Origin of the sequence: Oerskovia douganii (assembly GCF_015142735.1) — a bacterium.
GTDB classification, from domain to species: Bacteria; Actinomycetota; Actinomycetes; order Actinomycetales; family Cellulomonadaceae; genus Oerskovia; species Oerskovia douganii.
Genome location: NZ_JACSPN010000002.1, coordinates 232,284 through 251,492, shown reverse-complemented (window position 1 = coordinate 251,492; position 19,209 = coordinate 232,284). Strand labels below are relative to the sequence as shown.

Annotated in this window: 19 protein-coding genes; 6 read left to right on the top strand and 13 right to left on the bottom strand. The window is 72.5% G+C overall.

Annotation, left to right across the window (positions count from 1 at the left end; translation table 11 throughout):
* Window positions 1-239 precede the first annotated feature (239 nt).
* Window positions 240-1,364, top strand: coding sequence for an ABC transporter ATP-binding protein (locus H9623_RS02755; RefSeq protein WP_193718553.1), 1,125 nt, complete (start codon window positions 240-242; stop codon window positions 1,362-1,364).
* 131 nt (window positions 1,365-1,495) lie between these two features.
* Window positions 1,496-2,737, top strand: a complete 1,242-nt coding sequence (locus H9623_RS02750) for a DUF4032 domain-containing protein (RefSeq protein WP_193718552.1) — start codon at window positions 1,496-1,498, stop codon at window positions 2,735-2,737.
* 85 nt (window positions 2,738-2,822) lie between these two features.
* Here the strand turns inward: H9623_RS02750 and H9623_RS02745 are convergent, their stop codons facing one another.
* From H9623_RS02745 to H9623_RS02725, 5 genes are all read right to left on the bottom strand, one after another.
* Window positions 2,823-3,566, bottom strand: a complete 744-nt coding sequence (locus H9623_RS02745) for a YoaK family protein (RefSeq protein WP_193718551.1) — start codon at window positions 3,564-3,566, stop codon at window positions 2,823-2,825.
* A gap of 246 nt (window positions 3,567-3,812) precedes the next feature.
* Window positions 3,813-4,835 carry a 23S rRNA (guanosine(2251)-2'-O)-methyltransferase RlmB gene (gene rlmB, locus H9623_RS02740; protein WP_193718550.1) on the bottom strand — a complete coding sequence of 341 codons (1,023 nt, stop codon included), beginning with the start codon at window positions 4,833-4,835 and terminating at the stop codon, window positions 3,813-3,815.
* 88 nt (window positions 4,836-4,923) lie between these two features.
* Complete coding sequence (cysS, locus tag H9623_RS02735; protein WP_193718549.1) at window positions 4,924-6,363, bottom strand: cysteine--tRNA ligase; 1,440 nt, start codon at window positions 6,361-6,363, stop codon at window positions 4,924-4,926.
* Window positions 6,364-6,477: 114 nt separating this feature from the next.
* Window positions 6,478-6,873, bottom strand: a complete 396-nt coding sequence (locus H9623_RS02730) for a PPOX class F420-dependent oxidoreductase (protein WP_193718548.1) — start codon at window positions 6,871-6,873, stop codon at window positions 6,478-6,480.
* Between the two features lie 88 nt (window positions 6,874-6,961).
* Window positions 6,962-8,287 carry an alanine racemase gene (locus tag H9623_RS02725; protein ID WP_193718547.1) on the bottom strand — a complete coding sequence of 442 codons (1,326 nt, stop codon included), beginning with the start codon at window positions 8,285-8,287 and terminating at the stop codon, window positions 6,962-6,964.
* A gap of 35 nt (window positions 8,288-8,322) precedes the next feature.
* On the opposite strand from H9623_RS02725, the gene H9623_RS02720 reads away from it, so the two are divergent.
* Window positions 8,323-9,726: a D-arabinono-1,4-lactone oxidase gene (locus H9623_RS02720; RefSeq protein WP_193718546.1), complete on the top strand. Its 1,404-nt coding sequence runs from the start codon at window positions 8,323-8,325 to the stop codon at window positions 9,724-9,726.
* A gap of 87 nt (window positions 9,727-9,813) precedes the next feature.
* On the opposite strand, the gene H9623_RS02715 is transcribed toward H9623_RS02720, so the two are convergent.
* Window positions 9,814-10,542, bottom strand: a complete 729-nt coding sequence (locus H9623_RS02715; RefSeq protein WP_193718545.1) for a TetR/AcrR family transcriptional regulator — start codon at window positions 10,540-10,542, stop codon at window positions 9,814-9,816.
* Window positions 10,543-10,660: 118 nt separating this feature from the next.
* On the opposite strand from H9623_RS02715, the gene H9623_RS02710 reads away from it, so the two are divergent.
* Complete coding sequence (locus H9623_RS02710) at window positions 10,661-11,239, top strand: hypothetical protein (RefSeq protein ID WP_193718544.1); 579 nt, start codon at window positions 10,661-10,663, stop codon at window positions 11,237-11,239.
* A 35-nt stretch (window positions 11,240-11,274) separates the two neighbouring features.
* Here the strand turns inward: H9623_RS02710 and ispF are convergent, their stop codons facing one another.
* The 3 genes from ispF to H9623_RS02695 all read right to left on the bottom strand — a co-directional run bounded on the left by ispF (window position 11,275) and on the right by H9623_RS02695 (window position 13,128).
* On the bottom strand, window positions 11,275-11,760 hold the full coding sequence (ispF, locus tag H9623_RS02705) for a 2-C-methyl-D-erythritol 2,4-cyclodiphosphate synthase (protein WP_193718543.1): 486 nt from the start codon (window positions 11,758-11,760) through the stop codon (window positions 11,275-11,277).
* Window positions 11,757-12,506, bottom strand: a complete 750-nt coding sequence (gene ispD, locus H9623_RS02700; protein WP_193718542.1) for a 2-C-methyl-D-erythritol 4-phosphate cytidylyltransferase — start codon at window positions 12,504-12,506, stop codon at window positions 11,757-11,759. The genes ispF and ispD overlap by 4 nt, the downstream gene beginning before the upstream one ends.
* A 139-nt stretch (window positions 12,507-12,645) precedes the next feature.
* Window positions 12,646-13,128, bottom strand: a complete 483-nt coding sequence (locus H9623_RS02695) for a CarD family transcriptional regulator (RefSeq protein WP_030144079.1) — start codon at window positions 13,126-13,128, stop codon at window positions 12,646-12,648.
* Between the two features lie 344 nt (window positions 13,129-13,472).
* On the opposite strand from H9623_RS02695, the gene H9623_RS02690 reads away from it, so the two are divergent.
* Entirely contained in the window at window positions 13,473-13,958 is a 486-nt protein-coding gene (locus tag H9623_RS02690) for a hypothetical protein (RefSeq protein WP_193718541.1), read from the top strand.
* A 167-nt stretch (window positions 13,959-14,125) separates the two neighbouring features.
* Entirely contained in the window at window positions 14,126-14,650 is a 525-nt protein-coding gene (locus tag H9623_RS02685; RefSeq protein WP_193718540.1) for a septum formation family protein, read from the top strand.
* An 18-nt stretch (window positions 14,651-14,668) separates the two neighbouring features.
* On the opposite strand, the gene pstB is transcribed toward H9623_RS02685, so the two are convergent.
* From pstB to pstS, 4 genes are all read right to left on the bottom strand, one after another.
* Entirely contained in the window at window positions 14,669-15,448 is a 780-nt protein-coding gene (pstB, locus tag H9623_RS02680) for a phosphate ABC transporter ATP-binding protein PstB (protein ID WP_193718539.1), read from the bottom strand.
* A 65-nt stretch (window positions 15,449-15,513) separates the two neighbouring features.
* Window positions 15,514-16,602, bottom strand: a complete 1,089-nt coding sequence (pstA, locus tag H9623_RS02675; RefSeq protein ID WP_193718538.1) for a phosphate ABC transporter permease PstA — start codon at window positions 16,600-16,602, stop codon at window positions 15,514-15,516.
* Entirely contained in the window at window positions 16,602-17,585 is a 984-nt protein-coding gene (gene pstC / locus H9623_RS02670) for a phosphate ABC transporter permease subunit PstC (RefSeq protein ID WP_407671821.1), read from the bottom strand. Before pstC ends, pstA begins: the two co-directional genes overlap by 1 nt.
* Before the next feature lie 134 nt (window positions 17,586-17,719).
* Window positions 17,720-18,847, bottom strand: a complete 1,128-nt coding sequence (gene pstS / locus H9623_RS02665) for a phosphate ABC transporter substrate-binding protein PstS (RefSeq protein WP_193718537.1) — start codon at window positions 18,845-18,847, stop codon at window positions 17,720-17,722.
* Between the last annotated feature and the right edge of the window lie 362 nt (window positions 18,848-19,209).

Below are 19,209 nucleotides of genomic sequence, written 5' to 3'. Positions count from 1 at the left end.
CGCCCAGCGGCGTCCCCCGACCGTGACCCGGACGTTACCTGGGTGTGACGGAGAACTCACGAACCAGGGGTAGGATGCCGAGCAACGATGACGTCGGGCCACCGAGTCCCCGGGCGACCGGAGACGAAGAGGTTCGGCTTCTTCTGTGTCACAGCAGACACGCACCACGTGAAAGCGCGGCACGTCACTACACAACGGATCGTCCGGCACGTACCTGCCGGTGGAGGGATGTACCCATCATGGCTACGGTCACTTTCGACCACGCAACGCGGCTCTACCCGGGGACCGAGCGCCCTGCGGTGGACCAGCTCAACCTGCACATCGAGGACGGCGAGTTCCTCGTCCTCGTCGGGCCCTCGGGTTGTGGCAAGTCGACGTCGCTCCGCATGCTCGCGGGCCTCGAGGACGTCAACGGCGGGCACATCTTCATCGGTGACCGCGACGTCACCGACGTGCAGCCCAAGGACCGCGACATCGCGATGGTGTTCCAGAACTACGCGCTGTACCCCCACATGTCCGTCGCGGACAACATGGGCTTCGCGCTCAAGATCGCCGGCACGCCCAAGGCGGACATCCGCCAGCGCGTCGAGGAGGCCGCGAAGATCCTCGACCTCACCGAGTACCTGGACCGCAAGCCCAAGGCGCTCTCCGGTGGTCAGCGTCAGCGTGTCGCCATGGGCCGCGCGATCGTGCGCCAGCCCCAGGTCTTCCTCATGGACGAGCCGCTGTCGAACCTCGACGCCAAGCTCCGCGTCCAGACCCGTACGCAGATCGCGTCGCTCCAGCGCCGCCTCGGCGTCACGACCGTCTACGTCACGCACGACCAGACCGAGGCCCTCACCATGGGTGACCGCATCGCGGTCCTCAAGGACGGTCTCCTGCAGCAGGTCGGCACGCCGCGCGACATGTACGACACCCCGGCCAACGTCTTCGTCGCCGGCTTCATCGGCTCCCCCGCGATGAACCTCGGCACGTTCGCCGTCAACAACGGCCTCGCCGAGGTCGGCCCCGCCCGCATCCCGCTCGAGCGCGAGGTCGCGGCCAAGATCACCGAGGCCGACAAGGGCAAGATCACGCTCGGCTTCCGCCCCGAGGCCCTCGAGGTCACCTCGCAGGCGAACGAGAGCGCGTTCCCCGTCGAGGTCAACATCGTCGAGGAGCTCGGCTCCGACGCGTTCGTCTACGGCACCCTCAAGGGTGACCTGGCCGCCAACGCGGACATCCACTCGGGTGCCGGTGACAACCAGATCATCGTCCGCGTCGACCCGCGCAACGTGCCCGCCAAGGGCGAGCGCATCTACGTGGCGATCCGCCCGGGCAACACGCACGTCTTCTCGACCGCGACGGGCCTGCGTCTCAGCTGACCCACAGCGACTCGGGGCGGGCTCGGCGACAGCCGGGTCCGCCCCTTTCGCATATCCTTCCGGGTGGTGCGGAACGTCCGCGACCACCCCACCCCCGCATGCGACCGGCCACCGCGGAGAAAGGACCTGTCATGGTGCAGAACCTGCAGATCACCGCGTCAGCCCCCGACCCAGCACTGCTCGACCTCCCCTGGGACGTCCCCCTCGAGGAGTGGCCGGACAGCGTCCTCGCAGCCCTCCCCCGTGGTATCTCGCGGCACATCGTGCGCTTCGTGCGCCTCTCGGGCCGCGTGATCGCGATCAAGGAGATCGGCGAGTCCGTCGCGTACCGCGAGTACGAGCTGCTGCGCCAGCTCAGCCGCCTCGACGTCCCCAGCGTCGTCCCCGTGGGGGTGATCACGGGTCGGTCGGACGCGAACGGCGAACGCCTCGAGGCCGTGCTCATCACCGAGCACCTGCAGTTCTCGCTGCCGTACCGCGCCCTGTTCAGCCAGGCGCTGCAGCCCGACACCGCGACGCGGCTCATCGACGCCCTCGCGGTCCTCCTCGTGCGCCTGCACCTGGTCGGCTTCTACTGGGGCGACGTGTCGCTGTCCAACACGCTCTTCCGCCGCGACGCCGAGACCTTCGCCGCGTACCTCGTCGACGCCGAGACCGGTGACCTCCACCGCGAGCTCAGCCCGGGGCAGCGCAGCTACGACGTGGACCTGGCCCGCACCAACATCATCGGCGAGCTCATGGACCTGGCGGCGGGCGAGCTCCTCGACGAGGACATCGACGAGATCCTCGTGGGCGACGCGCTCGTCGCGCGGTACGACGAGCTCTGGGACGCCCTGACGAACGCCGAGACGTTCGCCTCCGACGAGCGGTGGCGGGTCGCCGCCCGCATCGAGCGGCTCAACAACCTGGGCTTCGACGTGGGCGAGCTCGCCATCACGACGGACATCGACGGCACCACTGTCCAGATCCAGCCCAAGGTCGTCGACGCGGGCCACCACTCCCGCCGGCTCCTGCGGCTCACCGGGCTCGACGTCCAGGAGAACCAGGCCCGACGCCTCCTCAACGACCTCGACTCCTACCGGGCCGCCGCCGAGCGTCAGAACGACGACGAGGAGTTCGTCGCGCACGACTGGCTCAGCGGCGTGTTCGAGCCGACCATCCAGGCCGTGCCGCGCGACCTGCGGCGCAAGCTCCAGCCTGCTCAGCTCTTCCACGAGATCCTCGACCACCGCTGGTTCATCTCGGAGAAGGCCGGGCGGGACATCCCCATGCCCGAGGCCACGGCGTCCTACGTCGAGAACGTGCTGCGGCACCGACCCGACGAGAAGGCGATCCTGGGCCTCGCGCCGGGCGAGGTCGACCAGCAGGAGTGATCCTGTCGGGGGCGGGTTTGCGCCCCTCGCCCGGCCGCCTCGGGCCGCCTCGGGCAGCCCCAGCCTCGAGCAGCCCCAGGCCGCCTCAGGCCGACCCTGACGGGGTCGACGACGACGTCGGCCCCCTCGGGGGCGTCGGGGCCGTCCCGCGTGCGGCCACGAGGTCCTTGCGGCGATACCGCTCCCCCACGACCGCGACCCCCAGCGCGACCACCCCCGGCGCCACGAGCGCCACGCCGAGCCCTGCGCGCAGGACGAGGGCCCCGACGGCCGCCCCGCTCACGAGCGCGACGACCGCCGACACCCGTCGGACCCATGCCGAGCGGCCGCGCCCTCCCTGGAAGGTGTCGGCCGCCAGGCCGGTCAGCGTCGACGTGATCACGGTCGTCGTCAGGTCCTTGACCGACAGGTGGCGCGCCGTGGCCCCCTGCATCCCCATCGACACCCCCAGCACGGTCACGATCACGACCTGGTGCCACCCCGTGGGGGCACCGACCAGGTGCGCGACGGTCGCCGCCACGAGCACCCCGAGGCCGACCACCGCGAACAGGACCGTCGTGGCCCGGTCCCATCCCGCCGGGTGGTTCCTGAGCACGTACCCGGCGACCGCGGCCCCTGCGACGAACGCCACGAGCGCGACGAGGGGACCTGTCGTCGGGATGTCGCGGCCCCCGGCCAGCCCCATCCCGAGGATGAGCGCGTTGCCCGTCTGGTTGGCCGTGAACACCTTGTCGAGCCCGAGGTAGGTGATGCCGTCGACGATGCCCGTCGCGAAGGTCAGGACGACGAGCAGCACCCGGTGGTGCCGGTGCACGGGCCCGTCGTCCATCCAGTGAGCATCCCCCGGGTCGGTGCACCGCGCACGCGCACGCGGCCCGCCCCCGGGGCCGCGCACGTCGTGCAGGCCTCCTCCTGCCCGCGGCGGGCCCTCCGGTCCGGTGACGGTCGCCCGGGCCCGTCCAGGGGCGCCCAGCGGCCCTCCTCGGGCCACGGGGGCCCCGGTAGGCAGCAGGGCGCCCGGCCGGGCCACGGGGAGGTGGTCCGGCCGGGCGCCCTGGGGCGACGGTGGCGGGTCTCAGTCCTCCGCGGCGCGCAGGCGCGCGACCTCGTAGAGCGAGATGCCCGCCGCCACGCCGGCGTTGAGCGACTCGACGTCGGACAGGATCGGGATCGAGGCGACGACGTCGCACGTCTCGCGCACGAGGCGCGAGAGGCCCTTGCCCTCGGAGCCGACGACGAGCACGAGCGGGTCCTTGCCGAACGCGAGCTCGCCCACGGCGACCGGGCCCCCGCCGTCGAGCCCCACGACGAAGCAGCCCGCCGCCTTGTACTCGGTGAGCGTGCGCACGAGGTTGGTCGCGCGGGCCACGGGCACGCGGGCCGCGGCGCCCGCGGAGACCTTCCAGGCGGAGGCCGTCACACCGGCTGCGCGGCGCTCGGGCACCAGGACGCCGTGCGCCCCGAACGCACCCGCGGAACGCAGCACGGCGCCGAGGTTGCGCGGGTCCGTCACGCCGTCGAGAGCCACGATGAGCGGCGGCTCGCCAGCCTCGTGCGCGCGGTCGAGGAGGTCCTCGGGGTCGGCGTAGTCGTAGGGCGGGACCTGGATCGCGACGCCCTGGTGGACCGAGCCGTCGGTCATGCGGTCGAGCTCGGCCTTGGTGACCTCGAGGAGGTTGTACCCGCGGCCCGAGGCGATGTTGAGGATCTCCTTGGTGCGGTCGTCGGCCTCGAGGCGCGTCGCGATGTACACCGCGGAGACGGGGATGTTGGCGCGCAGGGCCTCGAGCACGGCGTTGCGGCCGTTGACGACCTCGTTCGCGCTGCTGGACCGCGTCGTGCGCGAGGGCGTGCGGCCGCTCGGCCGTCCGCCGCGTGCGGCGCTCTTGGCGTCGTGCGCGCGCGGGCCGCTCGAGGTGGCGTCGCGGCGCTCGGCGGCGACCTTCGCCTTGTGGGCCTTGTGGTAGGTGCGGTCCTCGGCCTTGGGCGTCGGGCCGCGACCTTCGAGGGCGCGGCGGTTCTTGCCGCCGGTGCCGGCGACGGCGCCCTTCTTGTTGCTGCTGCGGGTCGCGCCGCGTCGTTGTGAGTTTCCAGCCATGGGTCTGCCCCGTCGGTCGATGTGTGCGAGTGAAGTTGTGGGTGGGCGGTCGGCCCCGGGCGTCGCTGGGACGGCGCCCCGTGGGGCGTCAGGTGCCCTGGCGTGCAGCGAGGGACCAGCGGGCCCCGTCGCTGGAGTCCTCGACGACGACCCCGGCGGCCGCGAGGCGGTCCCGGATCGCGTCGGAGGTGGCGAAGTCGCGCTCCGCCCGTGCTTGCGCGCGGGCGTCGAGCTCGGCCGTGACGACGGCGTCGAGCGCGTGGCGGTACCGGGTGTCCCCGGCGTCGGCCCACTGCTCTCCTGCGGGGTCGAGCCCCAGGACGTCGAGCATGGCCCGGAGCGCGACGAGGTGGTGCCGGGCCACGGCGTCGGCGGCCGGCGAGCGGTCGGCGAGCGCGGAGTTCCCGGCGCGCAGGTGCTCGTGCACGGTCGCGAGCGCCGCGGGCACGTTGAGGTCGTCGTCCATCGCGGCCACGAAGGCCGCCGGGAGCTCGGCCTGGCGCACGTCGGCGACGTCGATCTCGCCGATGCGCTCGCTCGCGCGCTGCACGAACCCGCTGAGGCGTTCCCACGTGGCCTCGGCCTCGGCCACGGTGTCCGGCGTCCACTCGAGCATCGAGCGGTAGTGGACGGCCGCGAGCGCGTAGCGCAGGACGGCCGGGCTCGTGGTGCGCAGGACCTCGCGGACGAGGAGCCCGTTGCCGAGCGACTTGCTCATCTTGGCGCCGCCCTGGGTGACCCACGCGGAGTGCAGCCAGTACTGGGCGAACCCGTCGCCCGCGGCGCGGGACTGGGCCTGCTCGTTCTCGTGGTGCGGGAAGCGCAGGTCGAGGCCGCCGCCGTGGATGTCGAACGTGCTGCCGAGGTAGCGGTGGGCCATGGCCGAGCACTCGAGGTGCCAGCCGGGCCGTCCGCGCCCGAACGGGGTGTCCCACGAGGCCGTGGCGGGCTCGCCGGGCTTGGGGGCCTTCCAGAGCGCGAAGTCGCGGGGGTCGCGCTTGAGGGACTCCTCGGCCGAGTCCGCCGGGGCGGGGGTGAGGTCCTCGAGGCGCTGGTTGGTGAGCGAGCCGTAGTCGGGCCACGAGCGGACGTCGAACCAGACGTCGCCGGGGCCGGTCGTGTAGGCGTGGCCCGAGTCGACGAGCCGCTGCATGAGCTCGACCATGTCGGTCACGTGCCCCGTGGCACGGGGCTCGTAGGTGGGCGGGGTGACGCCCAGCGCGTCGTAGGCCGCGGTGAACTCGCGCTCGTAGGTCGCGGCCCACGCCCACCAGGGCTCGCCCGCGTCGGCGGACTTGGCGAGGATCTTGTCGTCGATGTCCGTGACGTTGCGGATGAGGGTCACGCGTGAGCCCGTGCGACGCAGCCAGCGCACCAGCACGTCGAACGCGACGGCCGAGCGCATGTGCCCGATGTGCGGCGCCGACTGGACCGTCGCGCCACACAGGTAGATGCCGACCTCACCCTGGTTCTGGGGGGTGAAGGCGCGCACGTCCCGCGTCGCGGTGTCGAACAGTCGAAGGCTCACGCCCGCAAGGTTACCGGGGTGCACCCCTCCCGGCAGAACCCGCCCTCCCGGGGCGGCGTACCGGCGTGCGTCGCCGCCCGCCGGAGCGGGCCGCACGGGCCGGGGTGGACGGTGTCAGCCGCGCCAGTGGACCCTGGTGGGGCGCACGCGGACGACGACGCGGCGGTTGTCGGTGCCGTCGTCGCCCGTGTAGCGCTCGGCGCCCGTGTACTTCTGGGCGAGCGCGTGGATGAGCGACGCCGAGGGGTCCTCCTCGATCGCGGCCTCGCCGCGCACCTCGAGGTATTGGTAGGGCGCGTCGCGCGGGTAGACGAGCACGCTCAGGCGCGGGTCGCGCTGGAGGTTGTCTGTCTTGCGACGGCCGTGGATGGTCGAGAAGAGGACGTCGTCGCCGTCGCGCGCGACCCACACGACCGAGGTCTGCGGGCTCCCGTCGGCCTCGATCGTGGCCACGGTCGCGAACTCGGGGGCGTCGAGGAGCGCCTTTGCGGCGTCGGGGAGGCTCGTCATGTCGTGCTCAATCGCGCGGGTCGCCCGCCTATTCCCGGATCGTCCGACTTCTCAGCACCTGGACACGCGCCCCGCCCGACGGCGCCGCTCACCCGAAGTTCTTGCCCTCGCCCCGGTAGGTGGGGACCTCCTCGACGACCTGGTCGCCGCGCACGAGGTGCACGCGGTCGAACCGTTCCATGAGCTCGCCGGCCTTGGCGTGCCGGAACCAGACGCGGTCGCCCACGGCGAGCCTGCGCTCGGCCCCGCGTGTCGCGCGCAGGGGCGTCTGGACCTCGCCCACGCCCTCGGACGGGGTGAGCCGCCAGCCCGGCTCGACGACGCGTGGCACGCGCAGCGCGCCCGCGGGCCCCGAGGCCACGTAGCCGCCCGCGAACGCGGTCGCGTAGCCGGGGGCGGGCACGCGCACGACGTCCAGGCCGAAGAACGCGGCGGGGTGCGGGGCGAACGACCGGTACGCGTCGAAGAGCCCGGGCGTGTAGAGCCCCGAGCCGGACGTCACCTCGGTCACGACCGGGTCCGACGCCGACGTCTCGAGGGACCCGGTGCCGCCCGAGTTCACGAGCTCCACGTCGTGCCCGACGGCGTCGCTCACCGCGGCGAGCACCTCGGCCCGCCGCGTGGCCAGGTCCGCGACCGAGGCCTTCTTGACGAGCCGCACCGCGGGGCTCGTGTCCGGCAGGCCCGCGACCTGCGCCTCGTAGAACATCAGGCCACGCACGCGCAGCCCGGGGGTGTCGGTGATGGCTCGTGCGAGCGCACGGGCCTCGGCGGCCGTGTGGACGGGTGAGCGGCGGGTCCCGAGGTGGACCGTGAACGGGCCGAGGCCCAGGCGCAGCGACGCGTCGACGTCGAGGCAGAGCAGGACGGGCGGCCCGGCCGCTGCGCCGCCGTGCTCGCCACCGCCGGGGGCCGGCTCGTGACCGTGCAGCGCGGCCACGACGAGCGCGACCTGGGCGACGTCGTCGACCATGAGGGTGATCTCGCGGCGGGCCGCAGGGTCCGCGGCGAGATCGGCGAGCGCGCGGCGGTCGACCGTCGGGTAGGCGACCAGGACGTCGCGCGCGCCCTCCTCGACGAGCCACAGGGCCTCGGCGAGCGAGTACGCCATGATCCCCGTGAAGCCCAGCTCGCCCGCACGCCGCACGAGCGAGCGCACGCGCACCGACTTGGACGCGAGCCGCACGGGCACGCCTCCTGCCCGGGCGAGGATCTCGCGCGCGTTGGCGTCGAACACGTCGAGGTCCACGACCGCGACGGGCCCCGGGACGCGCTCGGTCGCGGCCGACAGCCGGTCCCCGAGCGTGCGCGCCTCCTCCGTCGAACCGGACGATCCGGACCTACCGGTCGCGCGTTCACCGTGAGGTCGGGCGGACGGGTCCTGCGTGCTGCGCTGCACGGGCGTCGTCGTCATGGAAGAAAACCTACCCTCGTGAGACAGTGCCTGGTGTGACGAGCCATCTGGCTCCCGGTTCATGGACGAACTGGGCGCGAAACCAGACCGCCGACCCCGTGCGCCGCGCTGCCCCGCGCGACACCGACGAGCTCTCGCAGACCGTGCGAAGAGCCGCCGACGACGGCCTGCACGTGCGGGCCGTCGGGGCCGGGCACTCGTTCACGGGGGCCGCCGTGACCGACGGCCTGCTGCTGAGCCTCGACCACCTCCAGACGGTCGAGGACGTGACCCGCACCGAGACCGGGGCGCGCGTGACCGTGGGGGCCGGGATCCGGCTGCACCGGCTCAACGCGGTGCTCGCGTCGGCAGGGCTCGCGATGCGCAACCTCGGCGACATCGACCGCCAGTCGGTCGCGGGCGCGATCTCGACCGGCACGCACGGCACGGGGGCGTCGCTCGGCGGGCTCGCGACCCAGGTGTGCGGGGTGCGCGTGGTCGGGGCCGACGGCTCGGTCACCGAGGCCACGCCCGAGCAGGACCCCGACCTGTTCGAGGCGAGCCGGCTGGGCCTCGGTTCGACGGGCGTGCTCGCGGCCGTGACGCTCGACGTCGTCCCGGCGTTCCACCTGCGCGCCCAGGAGGAGCCCTGGCCGCTCGACCGGGTCCTGGAGGAGCTGAGCACGGCGTCCGGTGGCCGAGGGGGCGGCTCGGAGGGCGAGGGCCTCGAGAACGCGCACGACCACGTCGAGTTCTACTGGTTCCCGCACACGCACCGCGCCCTCACCAAGCGCAACGACCGCCTCGCGCCGGACGACGAGGCCGCGGCAGCCCTCCGCACGGCCCGCGGCGAGCGGCCGGGGGCCGTGACGCGCGCCCGCTCCTGGGTCGACGACGAGCTGCTGTCCAACGGGGCGTTCGAGCTCGTCAACCGGTTCGCGACGGCCGTGCCGCGCGCGACCCCGCGGATCAACGCGTTCTCGGCCCGGGCGCTCGCACCCCGCACGTACGTCGCCCCGTCGCACGAGGTGTTCGTGTCCCCGCGCCGCGTGCGCTTCCGCGAGATGGAGTACGCGATACCGCGTGCCGAGCTCGTGACGGCGCTCGAGGAGATCGACTCGTGGGTCCGGGCCTCGGGCGAGAACGTCCCGTTCCCGGTCGAGGTCCGGTTCGCCGCGGCCGACGACGTGTGGCTCTCCACGGCCCACGGCCGCGACAGCGCCTACGTCGCCGTGCACCAGTACCTGCGACTGCCCCACGAGCGCTACTTCGAGGGCGTCGAGAAGATCCTCGCGGGCGTCGGCGGGCGCCCGCACTGGGGCAAGCTGCACACGCTCGACGCCCAGGACCTGGCCGAGCGCTACCCGCGCTTCGACGACTTCCGCCGCGTGCGCGCCCAGGCCGACCCGGGCGGGGTGTTCGCGAACCCGTACACGGACCAGGTGTTCGGGCCGCGCTGACCCGAGCACCGCGCGCGGCGCGCCGACGGACCCGGGGAGCGACGCCGTCGGGCACCGGTCCGCCCGGTGCGTCGCCCCGGTGCTGCGCTAGGAGACCTGCTCGTCGGCCGGGTCGTCCCCCGGCTGCGCGGCGCCCGGCCCCGGACCGGCCGGGTGCACCACGAGCGACAGGACGTAGTCCGCGAGCGCGTGGAAGCTGCGGATCGCGACCTCGTCGTCCTGCTGGACGAGCCACGCGATCTCGATGCCGTCGATGTACCCCGCGACGATCCGCGACAGGAACGGCATGTCCATCGAGTAGGTGATGCCCGCGATCTCCGCGAGCTGGTCCAGGATGCCCTGGGTCATCCGCCAGGTCTGCTCCAGGTGCGCCCGGGCGACCGGGCGCAGCGCACGGTTGCGCGACCCCGCCGTCGCGAACTCGAACGTCAGCAGCCGCATGTGCCGACGCGGGGTCAGGCCCTCCCAGAGGCCGTCGGCCGCCGCGTGCGCGATCGTGTAGAGGTCCTGGGTGGGGTCCAGCGCCATGCGGACCGGCTCCGAGGCCACGAGGGCGACGCTGTGCCCCATGGCACGCAGCATCGCGTCCTTGTCCTCGAAGCAGTAGTGGACCGTGCCCAACGAGATCCCGGCATCGGCCGCGACCCCGCGGACGGTCACCGCCTCGACGCCTTCCCGGATGGCGATGGCCATGGCGGCGTCGACGATCTGTGCTCGACGTTCCTCGATCGACATGCGGTTCATCGTCGACCTCCCTCGTGACAGCTGCGGCAGCACGACGTGCACGAACGCGCCGTCGTCGTCGCTGTCCACCATGCCTTCAATGTCGTATTTTCGCACGTGGGGGCCGGTCGGGCCCGCAGGCTCACCACGTGGACGTGGCAGGCTGGGACCGGAGCCCGCAGGGCTCCCGCCCGTCACCGAGAGGAACCCCGTGCACCCATCGAGCCGCCCGCTCGCCGTCGCCGTCGCTGTCGCCGTCAGTGCGCTGCTCACCGCGTGCGGGACGAGCGCACCGCCCACCTCGACCGGCGGCACCCAGTCCGTCGAGGTGCGGGAGGACGGCGTGACGACGACCGTGGCCACGCCCGACGGGTGGGACCGCGCGGGCCAGGACGCCCCGCTCGTCGTCTCCTCGACGACCCCCTACGGCGACCCGGGGTTCACGGCCAACGTGGTCGTCACGACGAGCCCGGCAGGAACGGTCACGCTCGCCGACCGCACGGCCGAGGCCGCCGACGCCCTCCAGGCGGCCGACGGCGTCGAGATGGACCCCACGCAGCCCGGAGAGGTCACGGTCGCCGGCCTGCCGGCGTACCGGCTCGGAGCGACCCGCTCGGTCGACGGCGTCGCCGTCACCCAGGTCGAGACGCTCGTCGAGGTCGCGACGGCCGCGGGCACCGCGTTCGTGTACGTGACCGAGAGCTTCGCGACCGACGACGCCGAGGGGGCCGCCCAGGCGCGCGCCGTCACGGACAGCCTGGTCGTGACGCCCGCGACCCCCGAGGGCTGAGGCACCGGTCGCGGCCGACGACGTCCGCGCGCCCGTCAGCCGGCGCGCACGACCAGCGCGGTCGCGAGCGCCGCGACCCCCTCACCCCGGCCGGTCAGGCCGAGGCCGTCCGTGGTGGTCGCCGTGAGGGTCACCGGGGCGCCGGCCGCAGCGCTCAGCGCAGCCTCGCCCTCGGCCCTGCGGGGCCCGAGCCGGGGCCGGTTGCCCACGACCTGGACGGCGACGTTCCCGATCTCGTACCCGGCCGCGCGCACCCGCCGGGCGGCCTCGGCCAGCAGCGACGCGCCGCTCGCCCCCGACCACTCCGGGGCGCTCGTGCCGAAGTTCGACCCGAGGTCGCCCAGCCCGGCCGCCGAGAAGAGGGCGTCCGCCGCCGCGTGCGCGGCCACGTCGGCGTCCGAGTGGCCCGCGAGCCCGCGCTCCCCCGGCCAGTGCAGACCGGCGAGCCACAGCTCGCGCCCCTCGCCCTCGGGCGCGTAGGCGTGGACGTCGGTCCCGATCCCCGTGCGCGGCAGGTTCATCGCCCGTCCTCGATCAGCAGCTTCTCGATGTAGTAGAAGTCGCGAGCGGTCGTGACCTTCATCGCGAGCTCGTCGCCCTCGACCATGAACACGTCCTCGCCCAGGGCCTCGACGAGCGAGGCGTCGTCGGTCGCCGCCGTGGCCTCGGTGCGCGCGCGCGCCGCTCCCGCCGCGTGCGCCCGCACCAGAAGTGCTCGGTCGAAGGCCTGCGGCGTCTGGACCGCACGCAGCAGGGTGCGTGCCGGGGTCGCGGCGACCCGGTCCACGCCCTCGGGGAGAGCCGGCCGCCCCGCCTCGACCTGGCCTCGCGGGGCGACGACCTTGATGGTGTCCACCACGGGCACGCCCGGGATGACCGCCTGGTGCCCGGCCTTGACCGTCTCGACGACGCGGCGGATCATCGCCGCCGGGGCCAGCGGCCGGGCGGCGTCGTGGACGACGACCGTGTCCATGTCCGCGCGGGCGCGGGACAGGCCCGCGGCGACCGACGACTGACGCGTCGGTCCTCCGGCCACGACGACGACCGGCACGCTCACGTGCGGGTCGTGCTCCAGGACGTCGGACATGACGGAGACGAGCCCGTTGGGAGCCGTGACGACGAGCGCGTCCACGGCCCCCGACGCCGTGAGGCGACGTGCGGCGTGCAGGACCAGGGGCAGGCCGCGCAGCGGGACGAGGGCTTTGGGGAGGTCGAAACCGAGGCGGCTGCCGGAGCCGGCGGCGGTCAGGATGGCAAGGGTCGTCACACCGTCACGGTAGACGATCTCGGCCTGTGGACCGATGTCGGCCCGCCGTCGAGACGATCACCGAGCCCCACGACGGGCCCCGAGACGACGACGCACGGGCCGCCGGGGCGGTGGTCGGTGGTGCGTGTGAGGGCTCTGCTCAGGAAGCCAGGACCTCGTCGAGGATGGCCTCGGCCTTGTCCTCCTCGGTGTGCTCGGCCAGGGCCAGCTCCGAGACCAGGATCTGTCGAGCCTTGGCGAGCATGCGCTTCTCCCCGGCCGAGAGGCCACGGTCTGCGTCACGTCGTGAGAGGTCGCGGACGACCTCGGCCACCTTGATCACGTCGCCCGAGGCCAGCTTCTCGAGGTTGGCCTTGTAGCGGCGCGACCAGTTGGTCGGCTCCTCGGTGTAAGGTGCGCGAAGAACTTCGAAGACCTTGTCGAGGCCTTCCTGGCCGACGACGTCGCGGACGCCCACCAGGTCGACGTTGTCCGCCGGGACCTCGATCGTCAGATCGCCCTGAGCCACCTTGAGCTTCAGGTAGATCTTGTCCTCCCCGCGGATGGTGCGGGTCTTGATCTCTTCGATCTTTGCGGCACCGTGATGTGGGTAGACAACGGTCTCGCCTACTGTGAACGTCATCTGCAGATGTCCCCTTTCGCGGAGTTCGATCTTACCACGGGGGCCCCCTCCGGTCCGAGACCGGCCCTGACCCCCCAGGCGCAGCGGGCCGCTGTTTTTCCTGGTCATGCGCCGTTCCGGCGAAGAACCCCGCGCCGATACCTACCGCCCGCACCCCCGGAGGGGGCCTCGGCACGTCCCGATTCGAGCACCTCCCGAGACGCCGAGCCAGACCCGCCCACGAGCGACTAGGCTGTGGTCATCTGCGCCCGGGGCGGCGCCGGTCACCGGCGGGACCTCGCCGGACGGCCGAGCGCACGCCGGCGGGCACACACCGAGACTGACCGCAGCACATTGGAGCGCACGTGACCCGCACCCCGTCCCGCCCGACCACGCCGCGCCGGTCGCTCATGCTCGCGATCCCCGTGATCGTGGCGAGCGCCGTCGCCGTGTCGGCCTGCTCGCCCATCACGACCGACATCGCCTACTCGCCGTCGGACGGCATCCGGGTCGACCTCACCGACGAGGTCCGGGCCCTCAACCTGCTCATCGTCTCGACCGGCGAGGGCGCGCCCGGCACGCTGCTCGGCGGCGCGGCGAACGACTCCGACAGGGCGCTCGAGATCACGCTGGCCCCTGAGGGCACCGACCCGGTCGACGTCCCGCTCGAGGCCGGCGAGACCGTGTACTTCAGCGTCGACGACGGCTTCGAGGCCCAGTTCGGGAACATCGACGCCGCACCTGGCGCGACGATCCCCGTGACCGTCTCGTCGAGCACGGGCGAGACGCAGACCGTCGAGGTCCCCGTCCTCAACGGCGCGCTGCCGGAGTACGAGGACTACCTGCCCTGACCCGCGGCTGACGCGAGATCGCAGCACGACGGCGGGGCGCCCTCCTGGAGCGCGCCCCGCCGTCGTGCTGTGCCGGGCCGTCCACCTTCCACGCGACAGCGACCGTACTGATCAGTAACATCGCTGGGGCAGGATCAGGACTCTGCGCCCCGGAGAATGGACCTCTCATGGCATCGATCCGCGTCCGCCCGGCCCGCCCCCTCGCGCTCGGCGCGGGCCTGCTGGCCTCGTTCGTCCTGCTCGCCGGGTGCGGTCTGCTCGACGGGCCGCCCGAGGCACAGCGCGACGAGCCCGGGGGCGAGATCACCGCGTCGTCCGACGCCGGCGTGTTCTCCCTCCAGGTCGGCGACTGCCTCGACGAGGCTCCCACCGAGTCCACCGAGTCGGTCGAGGTCGAGTCCGTCCCCGTCGTCCCCTGCTCCGAACCGCACACGGGCGAGGTCTTCGCCGAGCACCAGCTCGAGGAGGGGGACTACCCCGGCGACGAGGCCGTCCAGCAGACCGGCCTGGACCACTGCCACAGCGTCTTCGCCGAGTTCGTCGGTCTCACGTACGAGGAGTCCGCTCTCGAGCTCTGGGCCTTCTTCCCGACCGAGGAGAGCTGGACCACCTCCGACGACCGCACGGTCCACTGCGTCGTGGGCCCCGCGCAGGACACCGTCACCGGGTCGCTCGAAGGGTCTGCGGTCTAGCCCCCGGCCGCCGCCGGTTCACCCGAAACGACCCGAGATGTAGTCCTCCGTCGCCTGCTCGGACGGTGACGAGAACATCGTCGCCGTGTCGCCCATCTCGATCAGCCGGCCCGGCTTGCCCGTGCCCGCGATGTTGAAGAACGCCGTGCGGTCGCTCACGCGGGCCGCCTGCTGCATGTTGTGCGTGACGATCACGATCGTGTAGCTGTCCTTGAGCTCGGCCATGAGGTCCTCGATCGCGAGCGTCGAGATCGGGTCGAGCGCCGAGCACGGCTCGTCCATGAGCAGCACCTGCGGCCTGACCGCGATCGCGCGCGCGATGCACAGGCGCTGCTGCTGGCCGCCGGACAGGCTCGACCCCGGGCGGTCGAGGCGGTCCTTGACCTCGTTCCACAGGTTCGCACCCCGCAGGGAGGTCTCGACGAGCTCCTCGGCGTCGCCCTTGGAGATGCGCTTGTTGTTGAGCCGCACCCCCGCGAGGACGTTCTCCCTGATCGACATGGTCGGGAACGGGTTGGGCCGCTGGAAGACCATGCCGACCTGGCGACGGACCGCGACCGGGTCGACGTCGGGCGCGTAGAGGTCCTGTCCGTCCATCACGGCCTTGCCCTGGACGTGCGCGCCCGGGATGACCTCGTGCATGCGGTTCAGCGTGCGCAGGAACGTCGACTTGCCGCAGCCCGACGGGCCGATCAGGGCCGTGACCGAGCGCGGCTCGATCGCCATGGTCACGCCCTCCACGGCGAGGAAGTCGCCGTAGTAGACGTTGAGGTCCGAGACGTCGATTCGCTTCGACATGATGTGCTTCCTTCCGGAGGCCGGTCGCGCGGGGTGCGGTGCCCGGCCAGGCTGGTGGGCTCGGCTCAGCGAGCGGTCTTGGGCGAGAACAGGCGGCTGACGAGCCGGGCGATCAGGTTGAGGAGCATGACGATGAGGATGAGGGTCAGGGCCGCGGCCCACGCCCGGTCGATCCCCACGCCACCCTGCTCGTACTGGCGGTAGGCGAAGACGGGCAGGGTCGCCATGCGACCGTCGAACAGGTCCCAGTTGACCTGCGTGATGAGCCCGACCGTGAGGAGCAGCGGCGCGGTCTCCCCGATGACGCGGGCGATCGAGAGCATGACGCCCGTGACGATGCCCGCGATCGAGGTGCGCAGGACGACCTTGACGATGGTCAGCCACTTGGGCACACCGAGCGCCAGCGAGGCCTCACGGAGCTCGTTGGGGACCAGGCGCAGCATCTCCTCGACCGAGCGGATCACGACCGGTGTCATGAGCAGCGAGAGCGCGACCGCGCCCATGATCCCCGCGCGGTACGCGGGCCCGAAGATCAGCGTGAACAGGGCGAACGCGAAGAGGCCCGCGACGATCGACGGGATGCCCGTCATGACGTCCACGAGGAACGTGATCCAGCGCGCGAGCGCGCCACGCCCGTACTCGACCAGGTAGATCGCGGTGAGCAGGCCGATCGGCACCGAGATGACGGTGGCCGCGCCCGTGATGAGGAGCGTGCCGACGATCGCGTGCCAGATCCCGCCGCTCGTCATGTCGCCGTACACGCCGACCATGTCGGTCGACAGGAACGTCGCCCCGAAGAGCTTCGCGCCGCGCGTGACCACGATCCACAGGAGCGAGCCGAGCGGGATCAGCGCGAGCAGGAACGCGAAGGTCACGAGCGTGGTCGCGAGGCGGTCGGTGGCCCAGCGGGCCCCCTCGACGAACCGCGACGTCACGGTCAGCCCGACGGCGTAGAGCACCGCGCCGAGGCCCAGCACCCCCGCGACGGTCGGGTTCCCCGCGACGGCGAGGATGCCGGCCGCGACGAGGACGCCGCCCGCGGCGAACGCCCACGGGGCCCAGCGGGGCAGCCGTCGCTGCGTGGGGACGAGGTGCAGGGAGCCCGGGCCGTCGGGGGCGGCGGGCGTCGTGGGGGTCAGGTCGGTGGCCGTCATCAGTTCGCTCCCGAGAAATCCTTGCGGCGCGCGATGATCCAGCGCGCGATCATGTTGACGACGAACGTGATGACGAACAGCGCGAGCCCCGTCGCGATGAGCGTGCTCACCGCGAGGCCGCTGGCCTCGGGGAACTTCGAGGCGATGTTCGCGGCGATCGTCTGCTGCTGCCCGGGCTTGAGCAGGAACAGCGAGTAGAGGAAGCCGGGAGAGATGACCATGAGCACGGCCATGGTCTCGCCCAGGGCGCGTCCGAGGCCCAGCATCGACGCGCTGATCACGCCCGAGCGGCCGAACGGCAGGACGGCCATGCGGACCATCTCCCAGCGCGTCGCCCCCAGGGCGAGCGAGGCCTCCTCGTGCAGGACCGGGGTCTGGAGGAACACCTCGCGCGAGACCGCCGTGATGATCGGCAGGATCATGACCGCCAGGACGATCGAGGCCGACATGATGTTCTTGGCCGGGGCCTGGTACCCCTCGAACAGCGGGACGAAGCCCAGGGTCCCGCTGAGCCACGTGAAGAACGGGTTGAGGATCGGGAGCAGCCACAGAGCGCCCCACAGGCCGTACACGACGCTCGGGATGGCCGCGAGGAGGTCGATCAGGTAGCCGAGGCCCTGCGCGAGGCGTCGGGGCGCGTAGTGCGAGATGAACAGCGCGATGCCCACCGAGACCGGCACCGCGATCGCGAGCGCCAGGATCGAGGCGAGGAGCGTGCCGAACACCAGCGGACCGATGTAGGCCAGCAACGAGTCCGCCTTGAACCAGGAGATCTCCTGGAGCTCCTCGGGACTCGCCGTCAGCGCGGGCCACGCCTCGATGACGAGGAACACGGCCACCGCCGCGAGGACGAGCAGGATGAGGATCCCGGCCCCCGTCGACAGGCCCGCGAAGAGGCGGCCGGCCAGGCCGCCCTTGGTCGCGGAGACCGTGGGTTCGGACCCGAGCCCGGCTCGGGTGGAGGGAGGAGAGGTGACGGCCACTGGTGCTCCGATGACTGTGGTGCGGCGGTGGTGGGACGGACGTTCCGGTGGTCACGCGCCCGTGGCGGGCCGCGTCGGGCGCAGTGCCTCGACGTGACCCGCCCCTGGGTGAGTGACCGTGTGCAGCTCGTCGATCAGCTCGTGACGGTGATCGAGTCGAGGGCTGCCTGGACCTCGGTGCGCAGGGCGTCCGAGATCGGGGCGGAGCCGGCGACGGACGGCTCGGCGGCGCGCGCCTGGCCCTCCTCGCTGGCGACGTAGGTCAGGTACGCCTTGACGTTCTCGGCGTCCTCGGCCTTGTCGTAGGTGTCGCACGCGATCGAGTAGGAGATGAGGACCAGCGGGTAGGCGCCGGCCTCGGTCGTGGTGCGGTCGATCTCGACGACCAGGCGCTTGTCCGTCGCGTCCGCCGCACGCGGCGAGGCGTCGACGACCTTGGCCGCGGCCTCGGGCGAGAACGGCACGTACTCCTCGCCGACCTTGATCGCGACCGTGCCCAGGTCACCGGCGCGCGAGGCGTCGGCGTACCCGATGGCACCCTCGGCTCCCGTGACCGTGTCGACGACACCCTGGGTGCCCTGGCCCGACTGGCCGCCGGACAGGGGCCAGTCGCCGCTGGCCTCGTGCGGCCAGGCGCCGTTCGAGGCGGCCTCGAGGTACTCGGTGAAGTTCTCCGTGGTGCCGGACTCGTCCGAGCGGTTCACGGGGATGATCGCGGTCGCGGGGAGCTCGACGCCCTCGTTCTCCGCGGCGATCGCCGGGTCGTTCCAGGTGGTGATCTCCCGGTTGAAGATCTTCGCGAGCGTCTCGGGCGAGAGCTGGAGGTGCTCGGTGTCGACACCGGGCAGGTTGTAGATCACGGCGATGGGGCTGATGTAGAGCGGGACCTCGATCGCCTCGCCGCCGAAGCAGCGGTCGGTCGCGGTCGCGAGCTCGTCCTCCTTGAGGGCGGCGTCCGAGCCGGCGAACTGGGTCGCACCGGAGAGGAACTGCTCGCGGCCACCGCCCGAGCCCACCGCGTCGTAGCTGACGGTCACGCCGGGGGCGATGTCGCCGAAACCGGCGATCCAGCCGGCCACGGCCTTCTCCTGGGACGAGGCGCCGGCGCCGGCGAGCGTGCCCGTGAGGTCCTCGGTCGAGTCGCTCGACGCGCCGTCGGCTCCACCGCCCGAGTCGGTGCTGCTCGAGCACGCGGCCAACGTCAACGCGAGCACGCCGACGGCTGCTGCGGAACCTGCGCGGGTGAATCGGCTGAGCTTCACTCTCTTCTTCCATCCTGTCAACGCGGGGCACCAGCGAGCGCGGGTGACGTCTACGACGCTAAGCAGCCCGGGTGACGCGCTCCGGTTGTCCGGGTGAACGACGGATGAACAGTGCGCGGACTCTTCCGGGCCGGGCGGGCCGTGGCACCGACCCGCGTCCGAGCCTGCCCGTCGTGACGCAGCGCACGCCTCGCGCGGTCATCAGCGGTTGCCCCGCCCGTACCCGTCGGGAAGTCTGGTGAGGACAGGTCGCCCACCGTCACCACGGCCGGGAGATCCGAGGTCGATCGACGACCGCACCACGACGGACGTCAGGAGGACCCCTGTGACAGACGACGACGGCACGAGCGCCCCGCATCCCG